Below are 18,300 nucleotides of genomic sequence, written 5' to 3'. Positions count from 1 at the left end.
CTCCCGGCCCCGGCGCAGCCGGTGTCGGACCGCCGCCGGTAGGATCATCGGGTGCCAGAGAAGCCAGTGCAGCCGTTGGACGTCGTCCTGATCGGCGGTGGCATCATGAGCGCGACGCTGGGCGCGCTCATCCACCGTCTCGAGCCGGACTGGTCCATCCGGATCTACGAGCGCCTCGCCGACGTCGCCGAGGAGTCCTCCAACCCCTGGAACAACGCGGGAACCGGGCACTCGGCACTCTGTGAGCTGAACTACACGCCGGAGCTGCCCGACGGTTCCGTGGACATCAGCAAGGCCATCGGCGTCAACGAGCAGTTCCAGGTCTCGCGGCAGTTCTGGGCGCACCTCGTCGAGACCGGCGCGCTCGCCGCTCCCGAGACCTTCATCAACCCGACGCCGCACATCAGCTTCGTCTGGGGCGAGGACAACGTGTCCTACATGCGGACACGGTACGAGGCGATGAAGGACCACCCGCTCTTCGCCGGCCTCGAGTACAGCGACAACGCACGCCAGATCCGCCGGTGGGCGCCCGCGCTCATCCCCGGCCGGAAGCGGTCGCAGCCCATCGCGGCGACGTACTCGCCCGCCGGGTCCGACGTCGACTTCGGTTCCTTGACGCGTCAGCTCGTCGACGGGCTGCGCCGGGACGGCGTCCAGTTCGAGTCGAACCACGTCGTGAAGAACGTGTCGCGCCGGAAGGACGGCACCTGGGAACTCCTCGTCAAGAACGAGGTGGGGCAGTCGAGGTCCCGCATCGCAGCGAAGTTCGTCTTCGTGGGTGCCGGCGGTGGCGCGCTCCAGCTCCTCCAGCGCTCCGGCATCCCGGAGATCCGCGGCTACGGCGGGTTCCCCGTGAGCGGTGAGTTCCTCCGCTCCGACGACCCGGCGGTCGTGGTCAAGCACGCCGCCAAGGTCTACGGCAAGGCGTCGGTCGGTGCGCCGCCCATGTCGGTGCCGCACCTGGACACCCGGATCGTCGACGGTCAGGCGAGTCTGATGTTCGGGCCGTACGCCGGGTTCAGCCCGAAGTTCCTCAAGCAGGGCTCGTGGTCGGATCTCTTCCGGTCGATCCGGCTCCACAACCTGCGGCCGATGCTGTCGGTCGCGTTCTCGAACATGGACCTGGTCCGCTACCTGGTCGGGCAGCTGCTCGCGAGCCGGTCCCGCAAGTTCGCCGCGCTCCGGGACTTCATGCCGTCGGCACAGCCGGGGGACTGGCACCGGATCACGGCGGGACAGCGCGTCCAGGTCATCAAGCCCGACCGCGAGCGAGGCGGTGTCCTGCAGTTCGGCACCGAGGTCATCACCTCGGCGGACGGCAGCATCGCCGGGCTGCTCGGCGCCTCGCCCGGGGCGTCGACCGCGGTGCCGATCATGCTCGGGCTGCTCGAGCGCTGCTTCCCCGACCGCCGGGACCGCTGGGCGGATGCCATCCGGGGGATGGTGCCGACGTACGGCAAGCGGTTGTCGGACGACCCGGCGCTCGCTGACGAGACGCTCACCCGGACCGCGGCGACGTTGCACCTCCACCGCTGACCGCCGCCGCTTGACCTCCGTTCGAACACGTGTTCGAATGGGGGCATGCGGTGGGACGGCCAGACGATCGATGCCTCGGACGACGCGATGCTCCCCGGGCTCGCGTCGAACCGCGGGTTCGTCCGGAGCGTGACGACGCCGGAGTTCGCCGGGGTCACGTTCCATGAGGTCCTGGCCAAGTCGGCGCTCAACCGGGTCGGCGGCCACGACGGCGGCGTGTGGGGGTGGACGATCAACCCCTACCGGGGCTGCAGTCATGCCTGCGTGTACTGCTTCGCCCGCCCCACCCACGCCTACCTCGAGTTCGACGCCGGAGCGGACTTCGACCGGCAGATCGTGGTCAAGACGAACGTGTCCGAGGTCCTCACGCGTGAGCTGGCGCGACCCTCGTGGGATCGTCATCCCGTCGCGCTGGGCACGAACACGGACCCGTACCAGCGTGCCGAGGGGCGGTACCGGCTCATGCCCGGGATCATCCGCGCGCTCGCCGACTCGGGCACGCCGTTCAGCATCTTGACGAAGGGCACCTTGCTCCGTCGCGACATCCCGATCCTCGCCGAGGCCGCGGAGCGCGTCCCGGTGGACCTCGCCATGTCCATCGCCGTGTACGACGACGACCTCCAGCAGTCGGTGGAACCAGGGACGCCCTCGACGGCCGCGCGCTTGGCGACCGTGCGCGCGGTGCGCGACGCCGGACTCGACTGTTCCGTGTTCCTCATGCCGATCCTCCCGTACGTCACGGACACCAAGGCGCACCTGACGGATGCGGTGGGCCGTGCGGCGGCGGCCGGGGCGACGAGCGTGGTGTTCTCGGCCCTGCACCTCAAGCCGGGCGTCAAGCCGTGGTTCATGGACTGGCTCGGACGACGCCACCCGGACCTCGTCGAGCGCTACCGGCGGATGTACCTCAATGCCGCGTACGCACCGCGGGACTACCGACGGTGGCTCTCGGAGCGGATGCGGCCGATCCTCGCCGACCACGGCCTGCCCATGGGGCGAGTGGACCCGGCGACGGGCTCCATGGGATTCCACGACGGTTCGCCACTCAAACGGGCCGCGGCGTCCTTCGGTGACGAGGTCGGCGAGGCACAAGGCGCTACGGCTGCTGCGGCGACCCCGGTGGCCCCGGCAGCAGCTGCCCGGATCCTCCCGGCAGTTGGGGCCCCGGCGGTGCCGACCGCCGTGTCCCCGACCGCGGCAGGCCGCGCCCGAGGGGACCTCGACGTCGCCGCAGGGTCGGCCGTCACCCTGTTCTGACGTCGCCCTCCACGCCCGGCGAGCATGGTCGCGCGGGCGCTGCCTCCGCCGAGGTCGGGGGCCGGCTCTCGGGCTCGGGTCCGGGCATTCGGGGGACACACCATGGTCGCGACGGCCCGCTACAATCAGGTCAACCCGAGCCAACTCCACTGTTCGGGGTACACGACGCGCGCTGTGGTGGTTGAATCGGCCGCGGCGCACCAGGGCGGCGGAAGGGACGGCACCGATGCTCGGGATCCCAACGCACCTCGCGCCGCGCGTGAACGCATGGTCGCTGGTGCGGGCGTTCCACGCTGCCGCCCTCGCAGCACTGGTCGCACTCGTCGCGGTCCTCGGGCTGTACGGCGCGGTCACGGGGTCGCCGCGCGTCGGACTCGCGGTGCTCGCGCTCGTCCCGACGACCGTGATGATCGCCGTCCACGCACGCATCGGTACGTGGCGCTCCGCGGCGGCGTTCCTGCTCGTGGGGGGCGCGTGCTCGTACTGGTTCACGATCGTCGTGGCGAGCGGACTCGACGCGCCCACCTGGATCGAGTCCTACCTCTTGTCGCTCGCCGTCATCCCGCTCGTCCTCGTGGGTGGGGCGAGCACGTCGACGGGACGGGTGATCGCGTGGTCGATCCTCGGGTTCTCGGTCGGTCACCTCGCGACGTTGATCGGCACCGCCCAGGTGATCGGTCAGGTGGTGCCGACCCTGCTCGCGTGGGTGACCATGGGGCTCGTCGTCGGGATCGTGGGCGTCGCCACGGGGCTGACCGCGCGGTTGCAGCGCGTCCAACCCGAGCTGCTGCGGTCGGCGCGCGAGGAGCACGTGTCGACGTACCGGCAGGGCATCGAGCTCGAGGCCGCGGCGATCCTCCACGACACGGTCCTCAACCACCTCAACGCGATCGCCCTCGCCCCCGCGGGCCCCATGGACGCCACCCTCGCCCGGACCGTCGACGAGGACTTCGCGATGCTCGCCGGACACGAGTGGTTGGCGGCGCCGGACGCGGGCCGGGACGCCGATGCGCAGGGACGAGCCGTGACGGACGACGACGTGGTCCACCGGACGGTGGAGGAGTGCCGGTCCGCGGGCCTCCAGGTCGACCTGACCGGCGACCCGGGCGTCACCGCCCGGCTGGACCAGCCGGTCGCGGCCGCGCTCGCGCGTGCGCTCGCGCAGTGCCTGACGAACGTCCAGAAGCACGCCGGTACCGATCGCGCCGAAGTCAGCGTGTTCGACGACGGCCTCATGTGCACCGTGATGGTCGTCGACGACGGCCGGGGCTTCGACGAGCGGACGACCGGCGCCGACCGCCTCGGTCTCCGCAACTCCGTGCGGCAGCGGATCGATCGCGTCGGTGGTGAGGTGCAGGTGTGGTCCTCGCCCGGCAGCGGGACCAGCGTCATGATGTCCGTGCCCTTCCGTCCGGGCCGACGCGGTGCCGCCGAGGGTGACGCGCGGCGCGCCGGCACGGTCTCGGCGCCCTCGTTCCCCGCCGGAGACGACGGCCGGCTCAGGTCGGCCTCGTGAGCCGCGAGCCCGCTCGGACCCCGCAGCAGTACGACCCGCTCGGCGCACTCGGGTCCCGCCCGCTCGCCCTCGTGACCGGGGCCGCCTCGGTCGTCTGGGCGCTCGTGGCCTCCATCGTCGCCCGAGACGTACCGGGGAGTCCCACGCTCTCCGCGCTCACCGTGCTGCTCGTCGCGGCGGCCGCCGGTGTCTCGGCGTTCGCGACGAGTCCGTTCCGTGCGCCGTTCGCGCGCGGGGCGTTCGTCGCCTACACCGCGCTCCTCGCGGCGGCGTCGATCGCGAGCGTCGCGGCGCAGTGGGGTCCGGACCGGGACGCCGCGAACGACTTCATGCCGCTCGTCACGGGCGTCGGCATCCTCGTGATGGCGCCCTACCGGCCCTGGCGCGACGTCCTCGTCGGCGGGGCGGTCCTGGCGGTCGTCGACGCCGTGGCGTTCGGGGCCGTGGCCGCCGCGTTCCCGTCCAGCGTGCCGGTCGCGGTGTCGGCCGTGCTCGCCGCCGTCCCCACCGTCGTGCTCACGACCGCGGCCGTGGCGTTCGCGTGGACGTTCGTCGGTCTCGCCGAGCGGGTGCAGATCCGCGCGGCCTCGTACTCGGTCGAGCGCGCGGAGCGGGACGGCATCGCCCGCAGCGTCCAGCAGGACCGGGTGACCATCCTCGCGCGCGACGTCATCCCGTTCTTCGAACAGCTCCGGAGGCACGAGGCGATCACCGACGCCGACCGTGCCCGCGCGCGCTCCATCGCCGACGGCATCCGCCGCGTCATGGTCGCCGAGGCCGATCGCACATGGCTCGAGCAGGCGCTCATGGCGGACGGCGCCGAGGCCGCGCACGTCGATGATCCGGGTGCCCTCATCCGCAGCATGGACGTCGACCAGCGGACGGTCGTCCGCACGGCGGTCCGCGCGGTGCTCCGGGCGTCCACCGTCGACCCGGCGGGCGTCCGGATCCGGATCGAGCCGGACCCGCACCACGACGGCCGCGTCCGCTTCACGCTCGAGGCCGCGGTCGCAGCCACGGACCTCGCCATCCACCGCGCCTTCAATCCGTACCTCGCCGTCCTCCGCGTGACGTTCCCGGACCTCGACGTCGAGGTCCGTCCTTCCGCCCTCGCACTAAGGTTCTCTTATGACCAGCACTGACCCGAACAGGCTGACCAACGGGCAGTCGGCGCGGTTCCCTGCCACCGACGCCCGGCCCGCCGGAGCGACGTCCGTGCCGGCCACCGCGCGCGATGCCCGCGCCGCTCAGGGGGCACCGGGTCAAGGAGCAGGGCAGGGCGCACGGCGCGTCCGGCTCGCGATCCTCGACGACCACGAGGTCCTCCTCGACAGCCTGTCGAGCTGGATCTCGGTGAACGCCTACGACTTCGATCTCGCGCTCACCGCGCACAGCTGGCTCGAGATGGTGCACAGCGACAGCTTCCCGACGGACCTCGTGTTCCTCGACTTCCAGCTCAAGGAACCCGTCTCGATCGAGGCCCGGGTCCGGACCTGCCGTGCTGCCGGCGCGAAGGTCGTGGTGTTGTCGAGCGTCGACACGCGGGAGTCCCGCGACCGTGCACTACAGGCCGGTGCCGCGGCGTTCCTGTCGAAGTCGCTGCCGATGCGCGAGGTCATGGACATCGCCCGCGACATCATGGGCGTCGCTCGTGAGGCCGCTCCGCAGCGCGACTGGCGTCCACTGCCGACCGGTGCGAACGCGCACCAGCGGCCGAAGCTGAGCCACGGTGAGGAAGAAGCGCTCCGGTTGTACGTGTCGGGGTTCTCGACGAACGAGGTCGCCGCGCAGATGAACGTGCAGTACGAGACCGCCAAGACGTACCTGCGTCGCGTGCGGGAGAAGTACGGCAAGGTCGGTCGGCCGGCATCGAAGAAGTCCGATCTCATCCGGCGCGCGGCGGAGGACGGGTTCCTCCAGTAGTGGCGAAGCTGTACTTCCGCTACGGCGCCATGAACAGCGGCAAGAGCACCGCGCTGCTCCAGGCGGCGTTCAACTACGAGGAGCGGGGCCAGCGGGTGCTCCTCGCGAAGCCCTCGGTGGACACGAAGGGCGACCGGCACATCGTCTCGCGCCTCGGCGTGACCCGTCCCGTCGACCTCGTCGTCGGTGGGTCGGACGACGTGCGCGCCGCGGTGGCCACGGCGAGCGGGACCGACCCGATGTCGTCGTCCCTCGACGGCATGGTGCGGCCGGTGAGCTGCGTCCTCGTCGACGAGGCCCAGTTCCTCACGCCCCGGCAGGTCGACGACCTGCTCCGCATCGCCGTCCTCGACGAGGTCCCGGTGCTCGCCTACGGCATCCGCACCGACTTCCGGACCGAGGCGTTCCCGGGCAGCCGCCGTCTCCTCGAGGTCGCCCACTCCCTCGAGGAGCTGAAGACCATCTGCCGATGCGGCCGGAAGGCCGTGTTCAACGCGCGCAAGGTCGACGGCGTGTTCGTCTTCGCCGGGTCGCAGGTGGCGATCGACGGCGCCGACGTGACGTACGAGTCGCTCTGCGCCACCTGCTACCTGACCGAGTCCGGCGGCGTCCTCGACGGTGACTGACGTCGGTCGGGAGGCGCGGTGCCGGTCCGACCGCACCGTGCCGCCCGGGATCCAGCCGCGGTGGCGGCCCGCTGCGGGTGGCCCCGAGCCGTGCCTCCCGGGAGCCAGCCGCGGTGCCGGCCCGCTGCGGGTGGGCCCGGGCCGTGCCTCCCGGGAATCCGGCGGCGCCACGAGGCGTTGCAGTGGGCATGACCGACACCAGCGTGCACCTGTCCGTCCTCGACCTGGCGACGCGGGAGTACGGGCAGTCGAACGGTGACGCGCTCCGGGGGAGCGTGGAGACCGCGACCGTCGCGGAGCGGCTCGGGTACGAGCGGTTCTGGGTCGCGGAGCACCACGGCATGCCCGGCATCACCTCGTCCGCACCGGCGGTGCTGCTCTCCGCCGTGGGCGCGGCCACGTCCACGATCCGTATCGGCAGCGGCGGTGTCATGCTGCCGAACCACGCCCCGCTCGTCGTCGCCGAGCAGTTCGGCACGCTCCGTGCCCTCTACGGCGACCGCGTCGACCTCGGGCTCGGACGCGCTCCGGGTACCGACGGGGCGACGGCGATGGCCCTCCGTCGGACCGACCGGCTCGACGTCGACGACTTCCCCGACCGCCTCGCCGACCTCATCGGGTTCTTCACGGGCATGGAGCCCACGAACCCCCTCGCGCGCATCCAGGCGGTCCCGGGATACGGCGACGTGCCGGAGTTCTGGCTGCTCGGGTCGTCCGGCTACAGCGCCCAGGTCGCCGGCGTGCTCGGCGTCTCGTTCGCGTTCGCGCACCACTTCGCCGCGGACAACACCGAGGCGGCGCTGGAGCTCTACCGGTCCTCGTTCCGTCCGTCGCGGTTCCTGTCCGGACCGCGGTCGATGATCGGCGTCCAGGTCGTCACCGATGAGGACCCCCGAGTCGTCGACGAGCAGTCCGCGCCGGGCATGATCTCGTTCATCCGGATGCGTCAGGGTGCGAAGCCGCAGCCCGTGAGCATGGACGAGGCCCGGGCCTATCAGTTCGACGAGCTCGAGCGCCGGTTCATCGCCGCACGGATCGCCCGCCAGGCGTACGGCTCCGCCGACGAGGTCGCTGACAAGCTGTCGTCCCTGCTCGACTCGACGGGTGCCGACGGCCTGATCATCGCGCCGGGTGCCGCGCAGGCCCCGTACCGGAACCAGGCGCTCGAGACCGTCATGCGGCTGCACCGGGAGGGCCGGATCACCCGGACGGCCTCGGCTGCTGCTCCCGCCCTCTGACGCGTCCGCCACGCGGACGCGCGTCCGCGAGCGGCCGACGGACTGGGGCTGGCCGCTCGCGAGCGGCGGTCCTGCCTGCGGAAGGACGAAGGGCCCGGCTCACATGAGCCGGGCCCTTCGTGGTGGTCGGGGTGACAGGATTTGAACCTGCGACCTCCTCGTCCCGAACGAGGCGCGCTACCAAGCTGCGCCACACCCCGCGGTGCGGTTGTCCGAATCGGAGCAACCCCAGAAGTCTACCGGATGATCGGGGGTGTTCGAGACCACGCGTCGGATGGTCAGACCGTGCGCGCCGTGAGCGTGACGACGACCGCCTCGGGTCGGACTGCGAACCGCACGGGCGCGTAGATCGACGTCCCGATCCCCGCCGAGACCTCGAGCCAGGACCAGTGCGTCCGGTTCTCCCACCGGTGCAGACCGCTCGCGTAGCGCCGGGGGAGGTCCGAGTTCGTGACGAGCGCGCCGTACCCGGGGACCGCGACCTGGCCGCCGTGCGTGTGTCCGGCGAACACGATGTCCGCGCCCTGGGCGACGAACGCGTCGAGCACGCGGCGGTAGGGCGCGTGCGTCACGCCGATCGACACGGGCTCCGGTCCCGGCTCGTCCGTCCACGGGACGTTCTCGCGGAGCTCGTCGACGGTGTTCGGCAGGAGATCGAGGCGGTCCCAACCGCGGTGCGCGTCGCCGGTCCCGAACAGTTCGAGGCGTGAGCCGCGGAGTTCGACGGCATGTGCCCGGTTGTTCAGGTCGAGCCAGCCCAGGGACTCGAAGAACGCGTGCTGTCGCGTGACGTCGAGGCGCACCGGTTCGACGTCCTTGCGGAGCTGGCTGGGGCCGCCGAAGTACTTGAGCGGGTTGCGCGGGCTCGGCCCGAAGTGGTCGTTCGAGCCGTCGACGAAGACGCCGGGCACGCCGCGGAACGGTTCGAGTGCGTACTCCACCGCGGCGTTCGCCATCGGGTGGCTCACGTTGTCGCCCGTGTTCACGATGAAGTCCGGCTCGACGAGGCTCAGGTCACGGAGCCACTGCTGCTTGTCGGACTGCCACGGCGCCATGTGGATGTCGGACAGGTGCAGCACGGTCAGGTCCCGTGATCCCGGCGGCAGGACCGGGACGGTCTCCCACCGGATCGAGAACCGCCGACGCTCCACGAGCGTGCCCCACGCCGCACTCCCGACGCCGACGGCCGCGCCGACCGCGAGGACGCCGAGCGCGGCCGAGCCGCCGCGACCGCGCGTCACTTGCAGTTCCCCGGGTCCTTGCCGTCCGGCGTCCCGTACAGGGTGAGCGTCACCTGGGCCGACTTCGTCGCGGCGGTCCCGGCAGCCGGGTCCGTCGACGCGACCTTGCAGGCCTGGCCGTTCGTGCCCTTCTGGAAGGTGCCGCTCACGGTCACGGACGTGAAGCCCTGATCGCCGAGGGTCGCCTTGGCGTCCGACGACGTCCTGCCCTTGACGTCGGGGACCTTCGCCTGGGACCCGTCGCTGGTGAACACCGTGACGCTCGATCCCTTCGAGAGCATCGTGCCCGCGGTGGGGGAGGTCGAGGACACCGTGCCCGCGGCGGCGGACCCCGCCTGTGTGCCACCGTCGACGAACGTGAAGCCGTCGGCGGCGAGCGTCGTCTGGGCGTCGGCCGTCGTCTTCCCGCTGAGGTCCGGCACGCTCACGGACGACCCGTTGATCGCGGACGACGTGGGGTCCGTGAACACGCCGGGTGCGTACTGCTGGTTGACCGGCGTCTGCGCCTGCCGCCAGACGGACGCGCGCTGCGACGCGAGGGTGGTCCCGCTCGCGGGCGAGTACACGTGCCGGAGACTGGTCCGCTTGCCGTCCGTGTTGCCCTGCCAGTAGGCCGTGACGACCTTGGTGCTCCCGCCGACGAGCCAGATCTGGTCGGCGTTGTCGGTGGTCCCCGTCTTGCCGAAGAGCTGGGCTCCGTCGTACGTCTGCGCGCCCACCGCGGTGCCGCTCGAGATCGTGCGCTTCATCGCGTAGACCGCGGCCTGCGCCACACCCGGGTCGATGACCTGCTTGCACTGCTTCGTCTGGCCGCCGAGCGACGTGCCGTTCGCGTCCGTGATGCCGTCGATCGCGATCGGAGCGCAGTACACGCCGTTGTTCGCGACGGTGGCGTACGCCGACGCCATCGTGAGGGGCGCGATGTTGTTCACACCGAGCACGGACGAGGGCACGGTCTTCAGCGCCTTGCCGTCAGCGTCGTGCACGCCGAGCTTCTGCGCCACGTCGCGGATGTCGCAGAGGTCGAGCTTGGCCGCCATGGACTCGAAGGCCGCGTTGACCGACTCGGCGGTGGCGTTGACGACGGAGTAGTACCCGCGTTCGCCGAGCGAGTCGTTCTTCGGGTTCCAGGGGGTGTACAGCGTGCTCCCGCAGTGCTGCCATGCGCTCACGGTGTGGGGCGTCCCGTTGACGCTCTCGTACAAGCCGTGCCCGTTCTCGAGCCAGTCGAGGAGCGTGAACAGCTTGTACGTCGACCCGGTCTGGAACCCGATCGAGTTGCCGTACTTGTGGTCGACGCTGTAGTTGATGCTCGTGGACGACGGGGGCGAGGTCGGGGACTGGTCGTAGTCCTTGTTCTGCGCCATCGTCAGGATCCGCCCTGTGGACGTCTCGACGGAGTCGAAGGTCGACCCGAGCGAGAGCGCTGTCGAGCCCTTGTCGTCGTACGTGTCGAGCAAGGTCTTCTGCTGCCCGTTGAGGTCGAGGTCGAGCGTGGTCTGGATCTTGTACCCGCCGGTCCGCCACGCGGCGTCGCGCTCCTCCTGGGTCCCGCCGAGCTGGTCCATCTCCTTGACGACCTTGACGGCGTAGTCGCAGAAGAACTGCGCGCCGGTCCCACCGGCCGCCTGGCACCCCTGCGTGGCTGGGGTCAGGTGGACGTAGTCCGCGGGCTTCGTCGCGAGGGCGCTGTCGAGGTCCGCCTTCGAGATGTCGTGCTCGGCGAACATCGCCTTGAGGATGACGTCGCGGCGGGCCTGGTTGGCGTCGTAGTACTTCGGGTCCGAGAGGTTCCGCGTGTTCGGCGACTGCACGACCGCCAGGATCGACGCGGCCTCGACCGGCGAGAGGTTCGTGGCGCTCTTGTTGAAGTAGTGCTGCGCTGCCGCCTGCACCCCGTACGTGTTGTCGCCGAAGTACGCGATGTTGAGGTACGCGGTGAGGATCTGCTTCTTCGTGTACTTCTTCGCCAGACCGATGGCGAGCTTCATCTCCTCGAGCTTGCGCGGGATCGTCTGTTCGACGGCCTGGTTGTAGGCCTTCAGCTGCTCGGCCTTGGTCGGCTTCTCGAGCGCCTGCTGCATCTTGATGTTCCGGACGAGCTGCATCGTCAGCGTCGACGCCCCACCGGAGTCACCGAGGCTGCCACCGGCGATGCTGCCCACACCCGCGCGGACCAACGACGCGACGTCGACGCCGCCGTGGCTCCAGAAGCGGCGGTCCTCACCGTCGACCGCGGCGTCCTTGAGCATCGGGGAGATCTGGTCGTACGTCAGTTCCTCGCGGTTCTGGTCGTACACGGTCGCGAACTGCACGGACTTGCCGCCCTGGTACGCGTAGAGTTCGTTCCGCTGAGGCAGCGCACCGATCTCGATGTACTCCGGCAGCGACTCGAAGACGCCGATCGTGGAGGTCGTCGTGACGCCCGCGACGGCGATGGCGGGGGTCACCCCGATCGTCACGAGCAGTCCGGCGAGCACGCTGAAGCCGACGAAACCGACCAGGGCGCCGACGGCGGAGACGGGCTTCGTCCTCTGGGCAGACATAGGATGCAGCCTAGATGATGCCCCCGACCGTCCAGCTGACAAGGAGCCGCATGCCCCGCTGGGAGTACCTCACCACCCCGTTGATCATCCACAACACGACGGCGATCCTGAACAACTTCGGCCAGGACGGCTGGGAGCTGGTGCAGGTGGTGCAGGGTCCCGAGGGCGGGCTCGTGGCGTACCTCAAGCGTCCGCTGACGTCGGCGTGAACGTCGACGCGCGGCTGGCCGAACTCGCCATCACCCTGCCGGAGGTCGCCGCCCCGGTCGCGTCCTACGTCCCCGCCGTCGTGGCCCAGGGCTTCGTGTACACCTCCGGGCAGCTGCCGTTCGTCGACGGAGCGCTCCCGGTCAGCGGCAAGGTCGGCGCGCAGGTCACCGCGGACGTCGCCCGGGACCAGGCACGCCAGTGCGCCCTCAACGCCCTCGCCGCGGCGAGGGCCGCGATCGGGTCGCTCGACCGCGTGGCTCGCGTGGTCAAGGTGACGGGGTTCGTCGCCTCCGACCCGTCCTTCACCGGGCAGCCCGGCGTCGTCAACGGCGCGTCGGACCTCCTCGGCGCGGTGTTCGGCGACGTCGGCGTGCACGCGCGCAGCGCCGTCGGGGTGGCGGTGCTGCCGCTCGACGCGCCCGTCGAGATCGAGCTCGTCCTCGAGCTCACGGCCTGACACCGCCCGGGACGCCGCGAACCGACGCCGGGTACGCCGTGACCGGTCGGTGTGTTGGGGGAGACCGGCCACGGCGCCGCGCATCGCCGCAGGTGCGGTGACCGCTCGTCAGAGCGTCGTCCGCGCGGGCGCCGCGTCGTCACCATCCGGTCGTGGATCGGACAACGCGTGCGCTTCGCGGTCCCGCCGCAGCAGGGAGGTCCGTGCCGGTTCCGCGGGCCGGCTCGACCGGTTCCTCAGAGCAACTCCGTGATCCGTCGCATCACGTCGGCGTCCGCCAGCGTCGTCGTGTCCCCGACGCCCCGTCCTTCCGCGAGGTCGCGGAGCAGCCGCCGCATGATCTTGCCCGACCGGGTCTTCGGCAGTTCCGGCACGACGACGACCTGACGCGGGCGGGCGATCGCACCGATCCGCGTGGCGACGAAGGTGCGGAGTTCCGCGGCCACGGCCTCCCGGTCGACATCGTCGGCGGACGCCCGCAGGATGACGAAGGCGACGATCGCCTGTCCGGTGGTCGGGTCGGCGGCGCCGACCACGGCCGCCTCGGCGACCGCCTGGTGCTCGACCAGCGCCGACTCGATCTCGGCGGTGGAGAGGCGATGCCCCGACACGTTCATGACGTCGTCCACCCGGCCCAGCAGCCAGATGTCACCCTCGCCGTCGAGCCGTGCGCCGTCACCGGCGAAGTAGCGGCCGGGGAACCGCGACCAGTAGGTCTCGACGAACCGCTCCGGGTCGTTCCAGATGCCCCGCGCCATCGACGGCCAGGGCTCCGTGATCGTGAGGTAGCCGCTCCCGCCTCGCGGCACGACCGCTCCGTCGTCGTCGACGACCTCGGCGCTGATCCCGGGGATCGGCGTCTGCGCGGCTCCGGGCTTCAACCGCGTCACGCCGGGGAGGGCGGACACCATGATCGCGCCCGTCTCCGTCTGCCACCAGGTGTCGACGACCGGCGTGCGGTCGTGCCCGATGACCTGCCGGAACCAGTGCCAGGCCTCCGGGTTGATGGGTTCGCCGACCGAGCCGAGGAGCCGCAACGAGCCGAGATCGCGCTCGTCGGGGATCGCACGCCCGGCCTTCATCGCCGCGCGGACGGCGGTGGGTGCCGTGTAGAGGACGGTGACCCCGTACCGGTCGACGACGTCCCACCAGCGCCCGGGACGCGGTTCGTCCGGGGTGCCTTCGTACAGCACCTGGGTGACGCCGTTCGCCAGGGGGCCGTACACGACGTAGCTGTGGCCGGTGATCCAGCCGATGTCCGCCGTGCACCAGTAGACGTCGCGGTCAGCGTGGATGTCGAACACGTTCCGGTGCGTCCAGGCCGCCTGGGTCAGGTAGCCGCCCGACGTGTGGACGATCCCCTTCGGGCGCCCCGTGGTGCCCGACGTGTACAGGATGAACAGCGGCTGCTCCGCCGGGAACGCCCGGGCCTCGTGCTCCGGGGAGGCGCCCGGTACCAGGTCGTGCCACCACACGTCGCGATCGTCCTGCCACCCGACCGCGTTCCCGCCGCGGCGGACCACGACGACGTGCTCGACCGATCCGGTCCCCGCGCCGGCGAGGGCTTCGTCGACCGCGGGCTTGAGCGGAGCGACCGCGCCCTTCCGCCAGCCGCCGTCGGCCGTCACGACGACCTTCGCGCCGGCGTCCTCGATCCGGGCGCGGAGGCTCTCGGCGCTGAAGCCGCCGAACACCACCGAGTGCACGGCGCCGATCCTGGCGACCGCGAGCATCGTCACCACGGCCTCGGGGACGAGCGGCATGTACACGACGACCCGGTCGCCGACCCCGACGCCGAGGGACTCGAGGGCGTTCGCGGCGCGGCGGACCTCGTCGGTCAGTTCCGCGTAGGTGATGTCCCGTCGGTCGCCCGGCTCGCCCTCGAAGTGGATCGCGACCCGCTCGCCGTGCCCGTCCCGTACGTGCCGGTCGAGGCAGTTCTCGGCGACGTTGAGCGTGCCGTCCTCGAACCAGCGGACGAACGGTGAGTCCGAGGTGTCGACGGTCCGCGCGAACGGAGTCCGCCAGGTGAGGAGCTCGTGTGCCTGTCGGGCCCAGAACGCCGCCGGGTCCTCTCGTGCTGCGTCGTACACGTCGGGCTGCGCGATCGCGGTCGCGGAGAACTCCGGTGACGGGGGGAACCCGTCGTGGGGCGTGACCGGGGACTCGGCGGGAGTGGGCATCGGCGTCCTTTCGCATCGTCGCGACGGGTTGTGGCTGTTCGGGACACTACCGCGGACGACGGCGGTCACGCGTCCGATCCTGCCGGTGCGGACAGACTGCCCTCGGAACGGTCGCGGTGCGCCCACGACGGTGCTGTCGTGGGGTACACTGGTGGTACCGGACTCGTTTCCGGGGGCAGCGGTCGGGATTCCCCCCAATCCTCCGTTGTCTGGCGGCACCCGTTCCCCCCAACTGGTGCCGCCCCTTTCTCTTCCTGGTGAGGGTCGACGCGGTCGAGGGCGACCGTGGGCCCCCGGGACGCCGCCCGATCGCCGCGCTGTACACAGAACGGTCGGTCTGGGGGCTCGGCGGACGTCGCCGCAGCGGTCCATCCGCGTCCGAGCCGAGCGGCTGACCCTCGCACCGACAGCGGTCGTCGACACTGCTCGTCGTGCCTCGCGGCACCGTACGCCCGACCCGGGCCGCGACGACCGCGGGCGCGGACCGCACCTGCACAACGGGGTACAGATCGCGTCTCGTCGGTGCGCGCATCACATGCCTCCTCCACAGGTCGCGCCGCCTCGGATTCATCCACCGCTGGCGCTGCCGAGCGATCGGCGCCCTCGGCGCCTGCGTACCGTTCCGCGGCATGCACGACACCGAGACGCCGCGTCCGCCCGGGGTGGCCTGGACGCAGGACGTGACACCGTTCGTTCCGTCCACGACGAGCGACGGACGGCCGCTGCTCGACTCCCGGCCCCGTCCGGACCGGCTCGTCGACTTCGACGAGCTCTACCCGCTCGTCGCCGATCCGCACATCACCGACGTGCTGGTGATCGGTGGCCGCGGAGTCTGGGTCGACGACGGGATCCGACTCCGATCCGTGGTGGGGATGGTGCTCCCGGAGGCCCGGACGCGGGAACTCGCCGTCCGCTTGGTGGCGCTGGGCGGTCGCCACGTCGACGAGTCCACGCCCTGCGCGGACGTCCACCACGTCGGCGGCATCCGCGTGCACGTCGTGCTCCGTCCGGTCGCCCACCACGGGACCGCGATCAGCATCCGGCTGCCGAGCACCGAGCAGCTCGGGCTGTCGGACCTCGAAGCGGCCGGGTTCTTCGCCAGCGTCGCCCGGACCGAGGTCGAGGACGCCGTGCGCGCGCGCCGGAACGTGCTCGTCAGCGGAGCGACCGGCAGCGGCAAGACCACCCTGCTCGGCGCGATGCTCGCACTCGTCCCGCACCACGAACGCATCCTAACGGTCGAGGACGTCGCCGAACTCCGCGTCGCTCACCCACACGTCGTCGCGCTGCAGGCCCGGCAGGCGAACGCGGAGGGTGCGGGCGCGATCGGGCTCGACCGGTTGATCCGCGAGGCCCTGCGGATGCGGCCGGACCGGATCGTCGTCGGCGAGTGTCGCGGAGCCGAGGTCCGGGAACTCATGAGCGCCCTCAACACCGGACACGACGGCGGCGCGGGCACGCTGCACGCGAACGGTGTGGCGGACGTCCCCGCGCGGCTCGAGGCCCTCGGCGCGCTCGCCGGGCTCGGATCGGACGCGCTCGCGCGGCAGGCCGTCAGCGCGTTCGAGCGTGTGTTCCACGTCGGACGGATCGCCGGGACCCGGCGGCTCGAGGCGGTCGCGTCCCTGGCGCTCGACGGAAGCGGCCGACTGGTCGTCCGTCAGACGGTGCCGACGGCGGCGGCGCAGTGACCGGCCCGCATGACGCGACGGCGGCCTCCGCCGTCGCCGCCTCGCGTCTGACCCGGGAGGCCCGTCCGCCCGACCGTCCCGCGGAGGTCGCCACCGCCACGGCGCGCGTGCTCGAACGGGTCGCGGCGTTGGTGGGCGGCGGGCTCCCACCGCGCCGTGCCTGGCGCATCGTTGCGGCGCGGGAACCCGCGATCGCACCGCTCGTCGTCGCGTGCGACGCCGGCGAGGACCTCGTCGCGGCGATCGCCAGGCTGCCCGGTCCTGCCTGGGCGCAGGTGGCCGCGATGTGGCGGGTCGCCGAGCGCATGGGCGCGCCCGCCGGTCCGGCGCTCGGCGCGGCCGCCGCGGCGTTCCGCGACGTCGCCGAGGGCGAACGTGCCGTGGAGGTGGCGCTCGCGGGTCCACGCGCGAGTGCTCGTATCGTCCTCGCGCTGCCGCTGGTGGGCGTGCTCTTCGGGCTCCTCTCGGGTGCGGACGCGCTGCGCTTCCTCCTCCTGACACCGCTCGGTTGGGCGTCGATCGTCGTCGCCGTCGGGCTGGTGGCGCTCGCGAGGGCCTGGACTGCCGCCCTCGTCCGTCGGGCCCGGCCGGACGGGCCCGTGCCGGGGCTCGTCCTCGAGGCCTGGGCGATCGCGGTCTCGGGCGGTGCGGCGTGGTCGACCGCCGAACGGGTGGTCGCCGAGTCGGTCGTGCCGCCTCCGGACGCCGAGGCCCGCGCGGCCGCCGAGACCCTGGCCGTCGCTGCGGAGGCGGGCGTGCCCGCGGCGGCGCTGCTCCGCACGAGCGCACTGGACGTCCGACGTCGCGTGGTCGCCGACCGTCTGGCTGCGGCGGAGCGGTTGAACGCCCAGCTCGTCGTGCCGCTGGGGCTGTGTGTCCTGCCGGCGTTCGTCCTCGTCGGCGTCGTCCCGGTCGTCGTCGGCATCGCGTCGTCCACCATCGCCGCCGTCACGTGATCGTCCACAAGCCGGGCGACGGCGACGTGGGCGACGACGCCGGGCCGCGATGATCAGATTCGACACCGCGGGCGGGGGCCCGCGGTCGACCCGGGCGGACGACACGGCCGCCCGGGTGCCGGATGACCGATGTGTGCATGACAGAGAGGAACGACGATGGTGGTCGACGGGGGACGGACACGGCGGGACGCACGGCGGGCTCTGGCCCGGCGGACGACGCGGTGGGGGCGGTGGTGGTCTCGGGCGGCGGGGGAGCGGGGCTCGGCCACGGCGGAGTACGCGGTGGTGGTGCTGGCGGCGGTGGCGTTCGCAGGGGTGCTCGTGGCAGTGGTGCGGTCGGGGGCCGTCCAGTCCCTCCTCAGTGGCATCATCAGCGACGCGCTCTCGCTGTGACGTCCCCGGTCGGTGGGGAGCGCGGATCGGTGACGGTCGAGTTCGCCGTCGCGCTCCCCGTCGTCACGGTCGTGCTGGGGCTCGTGCTCGGCGGTGTGGTGCTGGCCGGCGAGCAGGCCCGGATGCAGGTCGCCGCGGCCGTGGCGGCGCGCGCCGCGGCTCGTGGGGACGGTGCGGCGGCTGCAGGCGCGGCCGGTGCCCTCGCTCCAGGCGCCGCGGTCCGGTTCGAGTTCCCGTCCGGACTCGTGTGCGCGGTGCTCCGAGCGGATCGTCGGATGGGACCGATGCCCGCGGTGGCGGTGTCGGCGCGCGGGTGTGCCGCAGCGGGCGGGCGATGACCGGGCCACCCCGGGCGCGAGCGGCGCATCCCGACGCCCGGGACGACCGCGGCGCGGTGACGATCGTGCTGGTCGCCACGGTGCTCGCCACGGTCCTCCTGTCGACCGCGGTGCTCGCCGGGATCCGGCGCGGCGTGGACGCCCTCCACGTCGCGACCGCGGCGGACTCGGCGGCGGTCGCCGGCGCGG

General features: G+C 72.0%; 16 protein-coding genes and 1 tRNA gene. 13 read left to right on the top strand and 4 right to left on the bottom strand.

Annotated elements, in window-relative coordinates; translation table 11 throughout:
* Positions 1-51 precede the first annotated feature (51 nt).
* The 7 genes from DEI94_RS10705 (at position 52) to DEI94_RS10675 (ending at position 8,096) form a co-directional block, all read left to right on the top strand.
* Positions 52-1,536 (top strand): malate:quinone oxidoreductase, encoded by a 1,485-nt coding sequence (locus DEI94_RS10705; protein ID WP_111027011.1) that lies wholly within the window; start codon positions 52-54, stop codon positions 1,534-1,536.
* A 45-nt stretch (positions 1,537-1,581) separates the two neighbouring features.
* Positions 1,582-2,793, top strand: coding sequence for an Rv2578c family radical SAM protein (locus tag DEI94_RS10700; protein WP_111027010.1), 1,212 nt, complete (start codon positions 1,582-1,584; stop codon positions 2,791-2,793).
* A 226-nt stretch (positions 2,794-3,019) separates the two neighbouring features.
* A complete protein-coding gene (locus DEI94_RS10695; RefSeq protein ID WP_111009473.1) occupies positions 3,020-4,309 on the top strand; it encodes a sensor histidine kinase in 1,290 nt (429 codons plus the stop codon).
* A complete protein-coding gene (locus DEI94_RS10690; protein ID WP_111009474.1) occupies positions 4,306-5,451 on the top strand; it encodes a hypothetical protein in 1,146 nt (381 codons plus the stop codon). The genes DEI94_RS10695 and DEI94_RS10690 overlap by 4 nt, the downstream gene beginning before the upstream one ends.
* Positions 5,438-6,232 (top strand): DNA-binding response regulator, encoded by a 795-nt coding sequence (locus tag DEI94_RS10685; protein ID WP_258368512.1) that lies wholly within the window; start codon positions 5,438-5,440, stop codon positions 6,230-6,232. Before DEI94_RS10690 ends, DEI94_RS10685 begins: the two co-directional genes overlap by 14 nt.
* Positions 6,232-6,858, top strand: coding sequence for a thymidine kinase (locus DEI94_RS10680; RefSeq protein WP_111009475.1), 627 nt, complete (start codon positions 6,232-6,234; stop codon positions 6,856-6,858). The genes DEI94_RS10685 and DEI94_RS10680 overlap by 1 nt, the downstream gene beginning before the upstream one ends.
* A gap of 188 nt (positions 6,859-7,046) precedes the next feature.
* Positions 7,047-8,096, top strand: coding sequence for an LLM class flavin-dependent oxidoreductase (locus DEI94_RS10675; protein ID WP_111027061.1), 1,050 nt, complete (start codon positions 7,047-7,049; stop codon positions 8,094-8,096).
* Positions 8,097-8,219: 123 nt separating this feature from the next.
* Here DEI94_RS10675 and DEI94_RS10670 read toward each other — a convergent pair.
* The 3 genes from DEI94_RS10670 to DEI94_RS10660 form a co-directional block, all read right to left on the bottom strand.
* A tRNA-Pro gene (locus DEI94_RS10670) sits at positions 8,220-8,296 on the bottom strand.
* A gap of 78 nt (positions 8,297-8,374) precedes the next feature.
* Positions 8,375-9,337 carry a metallophosphoesterase gene (locus DEI94_RS10665; protein ID WP_111009476.1) on the bottom strand — a complete coding sequence of 321 codons (963 nt, stop codon included), beginning with the start codon at positions 9,335-9,337 and terminating at the stop codon, positions 8,375-8,377.
* Entirely contained in the window at positions 9,334-11,883 is a 2,550-nt protein-coding gene (locus DEI94_RS10660; protein WP_111009477.1) for a transglycosylase domain-containing protein, read from the bottom strand. The genes DEI94_RS10665 and DEI94_RS10660 overlap by 4 nt, the downstream gene beginning before the upstream one ends.
* Before the next feature lie 50 nt (positions 11,884-11,933).
* On the opposite strand from DEI94_RS10660, the gene sp36 reads away from it, so the two are divergent.
* Complete coding sequence (gene sp36, locus DEI94_RS10655) at positions 11,934-12,092, top strand: Sp36 family protein (protein WP_258368513.1); 159 nt, start codon at positions 11,934-11,936, stop codon at positions 12,090-12,092.
* Positions 12,089-12,550, top strand: a complete 462-nt coding sequence (locus DEI94_RS10650) for a RidA family protein (RefSeq protein WP_258378023.1) — start codon at positions 12,089-12,091, stop codon at positions 12,548-12,550. The genes sp36 and DEI94_RS10650 overlap by 4 nt, the downstream gene beginning before the upstream one ends.
* Before the next feature lie 236 nt (positions 12,551-12,786).
* On the opposite strand, the gene acs is transcribed toward DEI94_RS10650, so the two are convergent.
* Positions 12,787-14,733, bottom strand: coding sequence for an acetate--CoA ligase (gene acs / locus DEI94_RS10645; RefSeq protein WP_111027009.1), 1,947 nt, complete (start codon positions 14,731-14,733; stop codon positions 12,787-12,789).
* Positions 14,734-15,362: 629 nt separating this feature from the next.
* On the opposite strand from acs, the gene DEI94_RS10640 reads away from it, so the two are divergent.
* The 4 genes from DEI94_RS10640 to DEI94_RS10625 all read left to right on the top strand — a co-directional run bounded on the left by DEI94_RS10640 (position 15,363) and on the right by DEI94_RS10625 (position 18,111).
* The gene (locus DEI94_RS10640; protein WP_111027008.1) at positions 15,363-16,424 is read left to right on the top strand and encodes a TadA family conjugal transfer-associated ATPase; all 1,062 of its coding nucleotides are present in this window, start codon (positions 15,363-15,365) and stop codon (positions 16,422-16,424) included.
* Positions 16,421-17,380, top strand: a complete 960-nt coding sequence (locus DEI94_RS10635) for a type II secretion system F family protein (protein WP_111027007.1) — start codon at positions 16,421-16,423, stop codon at positions 17,378-17,380. The genes DEI94_RS10640 and DEI94_RS10635 overlap by 4 nt, the downstream gene beginning before the upstream one ends.
* 156 nt (positions 17,381-17,536) lie before the next feature.
* Positions 17,537-17,773, top strand: a complete 237-nt coding sequence (locus DEI94_RS10630; RefSeq protein ID WP_111119254.1) for a DUF4244 domain-containing protein — start codon at positions 17,537-17,539, stop codon at positions 17,771-17,773.
* Complete coding sequence (locus tag DEI94_RS10625) at positions 17,770-18,111, top strand: TadE family type IV pilus minor pilin (RefSeq protein ID WP_111026221.1); 342 nt, start codon at positions 17,770-17,772, stop codon at positions 18,109-18,111. The genes DEI94_RS10630 and DEI94_RS10625 overlap by 4 nt, the downstream gene beginning before the upstream one ends.
* Positions 18,112-18,300 lie beyond the last annotated feature (189 nt).

Source organism: Curtobacterium sp. MCBD17_040 (assembly GCF_003234805.2).
Taxonomy (GTDB): Bacteria; Actinomycetota; Actinomycetes; order Actinomycetales; family Microbacteriaceae; genus Curtobacterium.
This window is presented reverse-complemented; position numbering and strand designations above follow the sequence as displayed.

What these genes read in the sequence shown, in the direction of transcription:
- DEI94_RS10685 (WP_258368512.1), top strand. Translation starts at nt 5,438, where the DNA reads ATGACCAGCACTGACCCGAACAGGCTGACCAACGGGCAGTCGGCGCGG.
- DEI94_RS10660 (WP_111009477.1), bottom strand. Translation starts at nt 11,883, where the DNA reads ATGTCTGCCCAGAGGACGAAGCCCGTCTCCGCCGTCGGCGCCCTGGTC.
- sp36 (WP_258368513.1), top strand. Translation starts at nt 11,934, where the DNA reads ATGCCCCGCTGGGAGTACCTCACCACCCCGTTGATCATCCACAACACG.
- DEI94_RS10630 (WP_111119254.1), top strand. Translation starts at nt 17,537, where the DNA reads ATGGTGGTCGACGGGGGACGGACACGGCGGGACGCACGGCGGGCTCTG.
- DEI94_RS10675 (WP_111027061.1), top strand. Translation starts at nt 7,047, where the DNA reads ATGACCGACACCAGCGTGCACCTGTCCGTCCTCGACCTGGCGACGCGG.
- acs (WP_111027009.1), bottom strand. Translation starts at nt 14,733, where the DNA reads ATGCCCACTCCCGCCGAGTCCCCGGTCACGCCCCACGACGGGTTCCCC.
- DEI94_RS10700 (WP_111027010.1), top strand. Translation starts at nt 1,582, where the DNA reads ATGCGGTGGGACGGCCAGACGATCGATGCCTCGGACGACGCGATGCTC.
- DEI94_RS10640 (WP_111027008.1), top strand. Translation starts at nt 15,363, where the DNA reads ATGCACGACACCGAGACGCCGCGTCCGCCCGGGGTGGCCTGGACGCAG.
- DEI94_RS10695 (WP_111009473.1), top strand. Translation starts at nt 3,020, where the DNA reads ATGCTCGGGATCCCAACGCACCTCGCGCCGCGCGTGAACGCATGGTCG.